Raw genomic sequence first — 12051 nt, forward strand, 5'->3', positions numbered from 1 at the left:
AGCAATATCCATTCCTTTTTGCCAAATTATTAAGTCTTTAAAGTCATTAATATCTGACATTCTTCCTGTTCCCTGTTCCCTCTTCCCTGTTCCCTCCAGTTTAGCATACTAAGTCCGGTAGAGCCGTAATTTTAACAGACAATCACATATTTCTTCCTTTGATGCTGGATTACGGTATGGTTCAAATATAGCGGGTGTTGTGGCTAATTTTCCCAGTAATCCTCATGATTCTAAATTGGCGTTTTGTTCTGGGAATGGTGTAAATAATACATCTATTTCTCGGACTTCTCCAGCTACACGACTGGGTGCTTCAACTTTTCCATAAGAGGGTGTTTGAAAAGTTATGGTTGATGTATCAAATATTTTTACCCCTCCCTAACCCTCCCCTTGTAAAGGGGAGGGAACTGGATTTTTATTGTTTTTCTCCTTGTAAAGGGGGGGTAGCAATGTGATGAAAATTACGGAATACCACTTTTAAAACATCCTCTAAGCTTTTAGTAGTTCTTCTAGGTAATCTTTTGCGAATTGGTCATGGATAAAACGAGTCATTTTAATTAAATGTACATTTCTAGTATTTCTTTAGCTGTCCGATCGCACACTCCCAATTCTCCCAAACAATGGCGCATTTCTTGATAAGCTGTGAAAGTTTGTTGTCTTTTTTCAGGATTTAACAACAATTCCATTGCTGCTTTGGTAATATTCTCGGCTGTGGCTTGTTCTTGCAAGAATTCTGGGACAATTTCCCGCATGACAACTAAATTGACTGGAGAAGCAAAAGGAATTGAACCTTTAAGAATATGACGCGCAATCCAAGCTGTAAGAGGATGAAGCCGATAAACTACAACTTGGGGAACATTTAATAATGCTAATTCTAAATTCACTGTTCCCGACTTATTAATAGCAAAATCAGCCGCTGCTAAAATATCTTGAACGCCTTGTTGTTGACTTGATACTATTGTAGCTTTTAACCCATATTCTTGAATTGCGGCTGTAATTGGTTCTCTAAATGTTTCCAAGGATAGAGGAATCCAAAAATGGACATTTGGTAGTTTAGATTGGATGTTTTGGGCGGCTTGAAAAATTATTGGTAGAAGATATTTTAATTCTTGATGACGGGAAGCTGGTAAAAGTGCGATCGCTATTTCTTCTACTTTAACTCCTAATTTCTCCCTCGCAGTTGTCCGACTAGGCGCATTTGCCATTCTATCAATTAAAGGATGTCCTACCCAAGAAACATTTGCCCCATTTTGTTGATAATATCGAGCTTCTTCTGGGAAAATTGCTAATAGTTTATCTGTAAAACCAACAATGCGGTTAGTATTCTGAAAACTCATAGACCATACCCACTCTTGAGGAGCGATATAATAAGCCACAGGCACATCAGGCAAATTTTCCTTCATGAATGTACCAATGCCCAAATTTGGACCCATATAGTCAATGAGAACCACTAAATCCGGGGGATTTTTCTTCAAGTGAGCGATCGCTTGCCGTTGTACTCTTAAAGTAGGAATAACATAAGGCAAAGACTCAATCAAACCCATTGAACCAATACCGCTGGTATTACCCAAAATTCTTGCCCCGGCTTCCGCCATTTTATCTCCACCCAAGGCAATAATTTCTAATGTCAACCCCGCCGCAACAGCTTGGCGTTGAAGTGCCTTAATTAATAGCGAACCCTGTAGATCTCCAGAAACTTCGCCAGTGCTAATAAATATTCGCATTTTTAGATATTAGATATTAGATATTAGATTTTAGATTTTAGATTTTCATGTCCTTTCCTACCCCATTCCCCCTTACAAATTACCTATTTTCTTCTTCTTCTTCTTCTTCTTCCTTCGTGTTCTTCGCTTCTATCCCTTCGGGACGCTCCGCGAACGTGGTTCATTCAATTTATATTCTGGCGACAAAAACAGAGTAAAATTTGAGGACGGGTAAACCCCGCCCCTATATCTATTCATCACTGACGGATTTTTTACCTTTTCCGGGAATTAAACCTCGTCTTCCCGACATTTGGGAAAGTAACAAGAAACGGCGAAGATGTTTTAATTCTTCTGTATCTCCTAAATTTTCCAACTCCTGCAAAGCATCTTTAAATAAAAACTCAGAACGATAGAGAAGACGGAAAGCCTTTTTAATTAATTGAAAGTCACTCGCAGGCATTCCCGAACGTTTTAATCCTACCAAATTGAGCGATCGCACTTTTGCCGGATTTCCCTCCACCAACATATAAGGAGGTACATCTCTATCAATGCGTGTCATTCCTCCCACCATTGACATCCCCCCAATATGGACAAACTGATGTACACCTAAAACGCCGCTGAGTCTAGCCCGCGATTCAATATGTACATGACCTGCTAACGCCACAGAATTAGCAATAATGACAGAATCCTCAAGCACGCAATTATGACCTACATGAACATAAGCCATCAATAAATTGCCATTGCCGATTACTGTCGCTTCACCCCTACCAGTAGCGCGGTTAATCGTCACATACTCACGAATGGAATTATTATTACCAATTTTTACCCAAGTAGGTTCTCCCACATACTTGAGATCCTGCGGCTGCATACCGATAGCTGCACCGGGGAAAATCTGATTTCCCGTACCAATTTCACAAGGTCCCTCCAGAACAGCATGAGCGCCAATTACAGTGTCTGCGCCAACTCTGACGTTCTCTCCAATCACAGCATAAGCACCGACTTGCACTGTTGGGTGGAGTTCCGCACTAGTATGTATGACAGCAGTTGGATGAATAAGTGTTTTCAACATATCTTTAACTATGATTTTTTTGATTTTTTTGATTAAGATGATTATGGAAATCGCATGATTTTCAACTATGATTCTTTTGATTTAGATCATCATGGCAATCACATTAATCAAATAAATCATAGTTAGGACTTAACTAATCAAAGAAAACATTAGCTCTCCTTCAGCGGCTAGTTGTCCGTCAACTTCCGCTCGTCCTTGCATTTTCCCGAAACGACGCTGTTTTACCCACAACAGTTCCACCGTCATTACCAGTTGATCACCGGGAACAACTTGACGACGAAAACGAACTTTATCAATACCAGCAAATACAAACAGTCCTCCTTTTGATGCTGGCATTTGCGTCATCACAATGCCCCCAACTTGTGCCATTGCTTCAATAATTAACACACCGGGCATGAGCGATCGCCCCGGAAAATGCCCTTGAAATTGGGGTTCATTAAAAGTAACATTTTTAATACCCACAGCCTTTTTACCAGGTACATAATCAATAATCCGATCTACCAGTAAAAATGGATAGCGATGGGGCAAAAGTTCCTGAATTTCCTCAATAGTCAAGGTAGTTTTAATTGTCTGTGTATTGACATTATCCTCACTTGATGTATTCACTTCCTGGGAATTAGGTTCGGTAATAGTGGACATTAGTTGTAAGTTATTTGAATGATTAGACACTAGAAATAGGTATAGCAGGGAACAGGGAACAGAGAACAGGGAACAGGAAATAGAAATAAAAGTATAAATATTATCTTACTTTTTGATTACTGTTCCTCCTTTTCTCTCGGAAACTGCTATCAATTCAGATATTTTAGAACAACTCTAAAATTTTCCGTGCTAGTTGAATGTGTAAATTATGACTAGCTTTGTACGCCAAAAAATGAGCAACAGGGAAAGTTCCCAGTAAACTTAAATCTCCTACTAGATCCAAAATTTTATGACGGACTGGCTCATTTGCAAATCGTAATGGGGGATTTAGCCAACCTTGAACCCCACAAACCAGAGCATTATCCAAACTCCCACCTTTAATTAATCCCGACCTTTGCAGATATTCAATTTGATCCTGTAACCCAAAAGTCCGTGCTGGTGCAATTTCCACCGCAAAATCCGCAGCAGACTTTTCCAAACAGGTCATTAATAACCAACTGTGCCATTGATTACCAATTGCCGCCAAATTAAAATCTATACCATAGCTAAATCGAGTTTCCGGTGCAGGTAGAGCGCAAACAAAAGCATCACCTTCATAAATCCAAATCGGTTCAGTAATCACAACAGGTGCGGGTAAATTATTCGCCATTTGAGCAACTAAACCCACCTCAGCAATTCTTTCACACCAAATCCGCGCCGAACCATCTAAAAGTGGCACTTCCGGTCCATCAATTTCAATTCTGGCGTTATCCACCCCCATAGCCGCCAAAGCTGCCAGTAAATGCTCTACAGTGCGAACACAGACCTCATCCTTACCCAACTGAGTAGAAAGCACAGTCTTACTCACAGCCGCAACCTGAGCAGGAATCATAGGTGAATTTGGTAAATCTACCCGCACAAAAAAGCGGTTACTTCCCGGTAGCGCAGGTAATATTCTCACCTGAGTATTGACACCACTATGCAAACCCACACCAGTCTGAGTAATTTCCCCGCCTAACGTATGTTGTTGCATCGCCCAACAATCCCCATATTGTAGTTACTATTGCTTATTATTAAGGCACAGGAGTCAGGAGGTAGGGGCGCAGGGCCTGCGCCCAAAAAAGATTCAGGAGTCAGGAGTAAAATTCCTAGCCACTGACAACTGACCACCGACCAATTTAAAATCTTTCTCCAATCCCAAAATTGATCCGACTATCACCTTCATCAGTGACACCATAATCTATACGAATTGGTCCAAGTGGAGACTGTATCCGCAAACCCACACCATAGCCATAGCCATTACCATTTTTCTTTAACAATTGTGCAGATTGGGTACTACTTCCCAAATCACTACCATAATCAAAAAATAGTGCGCCACTGACCACAGAGAACACAGGGAAGCGATATTCAACCGCAGCTTGGATATACTTACTACCCGTACCTAATCTGCCTTCGTCATAACCCCGAACCGAGTTACTACCACCCAGAGTAAAGGTTTCATAAGGAGGTACATCGCCAAATATAGTTCCGCCTTGGAGGTTAAATGCTAAAGTTTGCGGTTTTTTGCTAAAGCTAATCAATTTAATCGGTAGATACTGACTATAGTTACCTCGTAACCTAGTCATAAAAATACTACCTGAACCCACAGGTACAGATTGATCAACTCCAAAGCTGAGGAAAGAACCTTTTGTGGGTTGTAAGGCATTATTGCGGAGATCCCTTTGTGCGCCCAGCTTGAATAGTAATAAATCATCTTCCCCAGAAGACGAAAGGGTGAGGGGAATTTTACCACTGATGATTTGACCATTATCATTAAATATTGCCCCTTCCTTCCTTAAATTGCCGTCAGCATCACGACCAGAAACCCGTTGATACTGTAGTCCCGCAGAAGCCAGCCACTCGGAATTTTTGAAAGGATTGGCAGAAAGGGGACGAGTAAAGGTAACACCACCACCTAACCGGGTAATCCGAGGGCGATCTTGTTGATTTGTATCCGTAATATTACCAGGATTAAAGGTTTCAATGTTGTTATCTTTGCCTTCAAAAATTAGAGAAATAGAGCGACGACGGAAAATATTGGTTGTATATGAAGTTCGATAAGGATCACCACCAATCCAGGGATCAGTAAAGCGGAGGTCAAATAGTAGTTCTCGTTCTCCTAACTGTACCTCTGTCCCTAATTTTTGGTTTCTTCCTCCCAAGTTTTGCTGCTGATAGCTGACAGTTCCAAATAAACCACTGGCGGAACTGATTCCCGCCCCGGCAGCAATAGAACCGCTGGTACGTTCAATTACATTGACTAGGACATTTACTTTGCTGGGGTCAGTACCAGGGGCAAGGGATATAGGTTCAGTATCTGGTGGTTCAAACAATCCTAATCCATATATCCGTGCTAAGTCTCTCTGCACTGTATTGCGATTGAATACCGTTCCTGGCTTTAATTCTAATTCTCGCGTCACAACATAATCCTTTGTCCGTCCCCGAATTGGGTTGCCTTTGTCGTCTACGTCCTCACCATCTTTGTTACGGAATCGGACTTTCACGCTTTCTACAACCCCTTCAGCAACTTGGAGGGTAACAACTCCATTGTCTGAGACTTTGGGTGCGCCAATTAAGTTGGCTAGTACATAACCTTGATCTTGATAGCGCTTAGTTAATTGCTTGATGCCTTCGCTTAGTTCCCGCAAGTTAAGAATTTTGCCATACTGATTACTAAATATTTCGTTGGCTGTCTCAGCAGGAAGGACAGAGGCTACACCCGTCCCAGGATTTGCTTCTAATTCTACTTTGGAGAGGATGGGATTGGGGGTAACAATAAAACTGACTCGCACACCAAGAGGGGTATCTTCTGGAAATGCTTGGACGTTGGAGAAAAACCCAGTTCTAAAAATCGCACTAATATCTTCTTGGAGTTGGGAACGGGTTGTTGTTTGTCCGGCTTGGGTACGAATTACTTTATAAACTTCGGTTTCTAGCGCGGGGGTGATTTGTCCTGTTTCTGATTTAATTGCTACCTCTGACACCAGTACACGGGCTTCCGTTGCTTCTGGACTAGATTCAGCCGCAGGAGGTTGGGTCGGTTTTGCTGGGGTAGTTACTGTGGGTTGTGGTGTAACTTCAGATTCCGTCTTGATTGTTGAGGGAGTTGAGTTTTTTTGAGTAGGTGTAGCCGCAGGGGGTCGAGTAGTTCCTGGTTGGGGGACTTGTGCGGTAATGGGAACTATTGTGGTTTTTGGCACAATAACAGATGCTTTGTTTACTGCTACCGAATTGGCTGTGATCACTTTGACAATGGGCGAAAATTGGTTAGATTCTTTTTCTCCAACTATTGGCACTATTAAGGCATGGGATGTCAGATTTTCACTAGCATCACTTTTGACAGGATGCTGTTTTTCTGGCTGGTTTGTTTCTGCTGTCAAAACTTCTGTGGTCTGTGGGTGACTATCAGTAGCTTGGGCGTTTGCTTTGACAGAAATTGCTAAAGGGACTGTAATGGCTACCATAGCCATTAATCCGGGTGTTAAATGTTTTTTAATCATATTTCTCTTCACTACCGCACACCATTATTTGTTAATCACTGGAAAAATTACTTACTCGGTTTTGTAACTTTCTACTACTTTTAATACTCTCTGTAAAACCTCCTGATAAGCATTTTCTACGTTTCCTAAGTCACGACGAAAACGGTCTTTATCCATAACTCGACGGTTAGTATCGGTTTCGGCTATGTCCCATAAACGACAGGTATCGGGACTAATTTCGTCAGCTAATAATACTTGCTGTTGGGAATCTACGCCAAATTCAAGTTTAAAGTCCACTAAGGTAATTTGACACTTTTCCCAAAACTGTTGCAGAAATTCGTTGATTTTCAAGGCAAGATGGGTAATTTGAGCAACTTGTTCCGGTGTGGCTAATTCTAGAAGAAATAGGCGATCGCTTGTCAGTAGAGGATCACCTAGACTATCATCTTTATAATAGAATTCCACCAAAGGCTGTGATAACACAGTTCCCAGTGCTAACCCAGTTTGCTGACACAGGCTACCAGCCGCAATATTTCTGACCACCACTTCTAAGGGGATAATTTTTACAGCCTTAACTCTCATCAAATTCGGGGCTGGACTATCAATAAAATGAGTTTTAATCCCCTGCATTGCCAATTGTTGGAACAGTTGACTAGAAATACTACAGTTAATCATGCCTTTGTTTTCAATGCTGCCCCGTTTTTGAGCATTAAAGGCTGTAGCATCATCTTTAAAATCAGCCAACAAAATCTCTGGATCATCTGTGGCGTAAAGAATTTTAGCTTTGCCTTCGTAAAGTTTAGAATTAACAGACATGGTAGTAGATACTGTTTTCGGTAATGGACTGCTTAAATCTGAAAGTTTCACTATTTTATCTTTGGTTAATCTGTTGTGGTTCTTGAGTAAGATCACATCACTGCATAATACGCAACAATTGAAGCTAGACTACCTCAGTTTGTAAACGGATAATAAATTAAGTCTAGTATTACAAAAATAACTCTATTCTTTCACACAATATGACCCATCCTTTTCTCAAACACCTCTATAGTCCAGAACGCCCCGTTATCGTCTTTGACGGCGCAATGGGAACCAACCTACAAACCCAAAACCTGACCGCTGAAGATTTTGGAGGCGCACAATATGAAGGCTGTAACGAGTATTTAGTTCACACTAAACCCGAAGCTGTCGCCAAAGTTCACCGTGATTTTCTCGCCGCTGGGGCTGATGTCATTGAAACTGATACCTTTGGCTCTATGTCCATCGTTCTCGCAGAATACGACCTAGCAGACCAAGCTTACTATCTCACGAAAAAAGCCGCCGAACTTGCCAAAAGTGTAGCTGCGGAATTTTCCACCCCGGAAAAACCCCGATTTGTGGCTGGTTCTATTGGTCCGACAACTAAACTCCCAACTTTGGGACATATTGACTTTGACACCATGAAAGCCTCTTTTGCTGAACAAGCAGAAGCCTTATTTGATGGTGGTGTGGATTTATTCCTCGTGGAAACCTGCCAAGACGTGCTACAAATTAAAGCCGCACTGAATGGAATTGAGGAAGTTTTTGCCAAAAAAGGCGAAAGACGAGCCTTAATGGTGTCTGTAACTATGGAAAGCATGGGGACAATGCTGGTAGGGACAGAAATCAACGCCGTAGTTACTATTCTCGAATCTTATCCCATTGATATTCTCGGCTTAAATTGCGCCACTGGTCCCGACTTGATGAAACCACACATCAAGTATTTATCAGAACATTCCCCATTCGTAGTTTCCTGTATTCCCAATGCGGGTTTACCGGAAAACGTTGGCGGTCAAGCACATTACAGACTTACGCCCATAGAATTACGCATGGCGTTAATGCACTTCATCGAAGATTTAGGTGTCCAAGTGATTGGGGGTTGCTGTGGGACACGACCAGCACATATTCAACAATTGGCGGAAATTGCTCACGAGTTAAAACCAAAAGTTAGACAACCAATTTTAGAACCATCAGCCGCATCAATTTATACGACTCAACCCTATGAACAAGAAAATTCTTTCTTGATTATCGGTGAACGTCTTAACGCCAGTGGTTCTAAAAAATGCCGTGATTTACTCAACGCTGAAGACTGGGATGGTTTAGTCTCAATGGCGCGGAGTCAGGTAAAAGAAGGCGCACACATCCTTGATATTAACGTTGATTATGTGGGACGTGACGGCGTACGTGATATGCACGAGTTAGTTTCTCGTGTTGTCAATAATGTAACTTTACCTTTAATGCTGGATTCCACCGAATGGGAAAAAATGGAAGCGGGGTTAAAGGTAGCTGGTGGTAAGTGTTTACTCAATTCTACCAACTATGAAGATGGCGAAGACCGATTTTTGAAAGTGCTAGAATTAGCTAAAAAATACGGTGCTGGTGTCATTATTGGGACAATTGACGAAGATGGTATGGCGCGGACAGCAGAGAAAAAGTTTCAAATTGCCCAACGGGCTTACCGTCAAGCTGTAGAATATGGGATTGCGCCTACAGAAATATTCTTTGATACTTTAGCTCTACCGATTTCTACGGGGATTGAAGAAGATCGAGCCAATGGTAAAGCTACCATTGAATCAATTCGCCGTATTCGCCAAGAATTGCCCGGATGTCATGTGATGTTGGGCGTTTCCAATATCTCTTTTGGCTTAAATCCCGCCTCGCGGATGGTACTAAACTCGATGTTTTTGCATGAAGCTATGCAAGCGGGCATGGATTCAGCAATTGTCAGCGCGAGTAAAATTTTACCCCTGGCTAAAATCGAACCGCAACATCAAGAAGTTTGTCGGCAATTAATTTATGATGAACGCAAATTTGATGGTAATGTCTGCGTTTATGATCCTTTGGGAGAACTAACCACAATTTTTGCCGGAGTCAAAACTAAACGGAATACGGGAATTGATGCCAGTTTACCCATTGAAGAACGTTTGAAACGTCATGTTATTGACGGTGAACGTATTGGTTTAGAAACCCAATTAACAAAAGCTTTAGAACAATATCCTCCTTTACAAATCATCAATACTTTCTTGTTAGACGGAATGAAAGTTGTCGGTGAATTGTTCGGTTCTGGACAAATGCAATTACCTTTTGTCTTACAATCTGCCGAAACCATGAAAGCTGCGGTTGCTTATTTAGAACCGTTCATGGAAAAGTCGGAATCTGGCAATAATGCGAAAGGAACTTTTGTCATTGCCACTGTTAAAGGTGACGTTCACGATATTGGTAAAAACCTCGTAGATATCATTTTATCTAACAATGGTTACAAGGTAATTAACCTGGGAATTAAGCAATCTGTAGAAAACATTATTCAAGCTTACGAACAGTATCAACCTGATTGTATTGCCATGAGTGGATTGTTAGTAAAATCTACCGCTTTCATGAAAGAGAATTTACAAACTTTTAATGAAAAGGGAATTACTGTGCCAGTAATTTTAGGTGGTGCAGCTTTAACTCCTAAATTTGTAAATCAAGATTGCCAAGGTACTTACAAGGGTAAGGTTGTCTATGGTAAAGATGCCTTTTCTGATTTGCATTTCATGGATAAGTTAATGCCTGCAAAAACAACAGGTAATTGGGATAATTTGCAGGGATTTTTGGATGAGGTTGTAGAAAATGGACATCAATCTTTTGAGGAAAATATCAGGCAAGATGCCCACCAGACAATAGATAATTCTGATGTTAAAAAAGAGGTTGATACTCGGCGTTCTGATGCTGTAGCTATAGATATTGAACGTCCGCAACCACCTTTTTGGGGAACGCAGTTTTTACAACCTGATGATATTTCTTTGGAGGAATTATTCTGGTATTTGGATTTGCAAGCTTTGGTCGCTGGACAATGGCAATTTCGTAAACCCAAGGAACAATCTAAGGAGGAATATCAGGCATTTTTAGCTGATAAGGTTTATCCAGTTTTGGAAGAATGGAAACAGCGCATTATTGAGGAGAATTTATTACATCCTCAAGTGATTTATGGATATTTCCCTTGTCAATCTGTGGGGAATAGTTTATTGATTTATGAAACGAACCACAGAGGCGCAGAGGACGCAGAGGTAAGAGCTAGTTTTGAGTTTCCGCGTCAGAGGTCTTTGAATAGGTTATGTATTGCGGATTTCTTTGCACCAAAAGAATCAGGAATTACTGATGTTTTCCCCATGCAAGCGGTGACTGTGGGGGAAGTCGCAACGGAGTTTGCCCAAAAGCTATTTGCGAATAATCAATACACTGATTATCTGTATTTTCATGGTATGGCTGTCCAGGTTGCGGAAGCTTTGGCAGAATGGACTCACGCCAGAATCCGCCGGGAGCTAGGTTTTGGTGATTCTGAACCGGACAATATTCGGGATATGTTGGCGCAGCGCTATCAAGGTTCTCGGTATAGTTTCGGCTATCCAGCTTGTCCGAATATCCAAGATCAGTATCAGCAGTTGGAGTTGTTGGGGGTTGATAGGATGAAGATGCACATGGATGAAAGTGAGCAATTATATCCTGAACAGTCGACAACGGCGATTATTACTTATCACCCTGCGGCGAAGTATTTCACGGCTTAATCTATCCCTCAGAATACAATTCTGGGAGTATACAAATAAAGTCCGCGCAGGCGGACTTTATCATAACCATAAGCATTTAGGAACAATGACAAAACTTAGTAGTATTTTTGTTTCTTTATTAGCAGCAGGAACAATTTCTCTGACAACACAAGTTCAAGCACAGACAAATTCAGGTCCCATAAGTGAACCAAATGTTAAGCTAAACGTACAACGCAGCAGTGGTAATTGTCCGCCAACAGTCGGGTTGTGGTGGATAACTCTGCCTTTTGAGGGTGGTGCAGAACATACAGTTGTTGCCAATACAACAGCTTTTGCAGATAGAGTTAAATTAGTTTCTGCTAGTAAGCAGTTCATAGAATTTGTTTCACCTTTACGCAGTAATTATGCTGCCTGTGTCGGTCAAACCCGTAATCAGGAATACAATTTTTACAATGTCCAATTTAAAGATAAAAAAGCTTATTTTCGGGTAGATTTGCGAAAAATCAACGCCCCAGCCCAGACAATTATTTACAACACCATAGCCGGTTCTCGTCCTTATGTCCGTTGGGCAATAGCAGATTAGGAAACATTGTTGAGGTGCTGTAAAG

Annotated in this window: 8 protein-coding genes and 1 pseudogene; 2 read left to right on the forward strand and 7 right to left on the reverse strand. The window is 41.3% G+C overall.

All coding sequences use genetic code 11. The features are described 5' to 3' along the window. Positions 1–126: 126 nt before the first annotated feature. The 7 genes and pseudogenes from HEQ36_RS18710 to purC all read right to left on the reverse strand — a co-directional run. Positions 127–363 (reverse strand): annotated as a pseudogene (locus tag HEQ36_RS18710) (hypothetical protein); the annotation flags it as partial. A 191-nt stretch (positions 364–554) separates the two neighbouring features. Further along, positions 555–1721, reverse strand: a complete 1167-nt coding sequence (gene lpxB / locus HEQ36_RS18715; protein ID WP_053540688.1) for a lipid-A-disaccharide synthase — start codon at positions 1719–1721, stop codon at positions 555–557. A 229-nt stretch (positions 1722–1950) separates the two neighbouring features. Next, positions 1951–2766 (reverse strand): acyl-ACP--UDP-N-acetylglucosamine O-acyltransferase, encoded by an 816-nt coding sequence (gene lpxA / locus HEQ36_RS18720; protein WP_053541378.1) that lies wholly within the window; start codon positions 2764–2766, stop codon positions 1951–1953. 132 nt (positions 2767–2898) lie between these two features. Next, a complete protein-coding gene (gene fabZ / locus HEQ36_RS18725; RefSeq protein ID WP_168636267.1) occupies positions 2899–3408 on the reverse strand; it encodes a 3-hydroxyacyl-ACP dehydratase FabZ in 510 nt (169 codons plus the stop codon). A 163-nt stretch (positions 3409–3571) separates the two neighbouring features. Further along, positions 3572–4420 (reverse strand): UDP-3-O-acyl-N-acetylglucosamine deacetylase, encoded by an 849-nt coding sequence (gene lpxC / locus HEQ36_RS18730; protein ID WP_053540689.1) that lies wholly within the window; start codon positions 4418–4420, stop codon positions 3572–3574. Positions 4421–4565: 145 nt separating this feature from the next. Then, positions 4566–6926, reverse strand: a complete 2361-nt coding sequence (locus HEQ36_RS18735) for a BamA/TamA family outer membrane protein (protein WP_168636268.1) — start codon at positions 6924–6926, stop codon at positions 4566–4568. A 51-nt stretch (positions 6927–6977) separates the two neighbouring features. Then, the gene (gene purC, locus HEQ36_RS18740; protein ID WP_053540691.1) at positions 6978–7721 is read right to left on the reverse strand and encodes a phosphoribosylaminoimidazolesuccinocarboxamide synthase; all 744 of its coding nucleotides are present in this window, start codon (positions 7719–7721) and stop codon (positions 6978–6980) included. 200 nt (positions 7722–7921) lie between these two features. On the opposite strand from purC, the gene metH reads away from it, so the two are divergent. Both metH and HEQ36_RS18750 read left to right on the forward strand, forming a co-directional pair. Next, positions 7922–11464, forward strand: a complete 3543-nt coding sequence (metH, locus tag HEQ36_RS18745) for a methionine synthase (protein ID WP_168636269.1) — start codon at positions 7922–7924, stop codon at positions 11462–11464. Positions 11465–11549: 85 nt separating this feature from the next. Next, on the forward strand, positions 11550–12026 hold the full coding sequence (locus HEQ36_RS18750; protein WP_053540693.1) for a hypothetical protein: 477 nt from the start codon (positions 11550–11552) through the stop codon (positions 12024–12026). Positions 12027–12051 lie beyond the last annotated feature (25 nt).

Source organism: Anabaena sp. 54, from assembly GCF_017355725.1.
In the GTDB taxonomy this organism is placed as follows: Bacteria; Cyanobacteriota; Cyanobacteriia; order Cyanobacteriales; family Nostocaceae; genus Dolichospermum; species Dolichospermum heterosporum.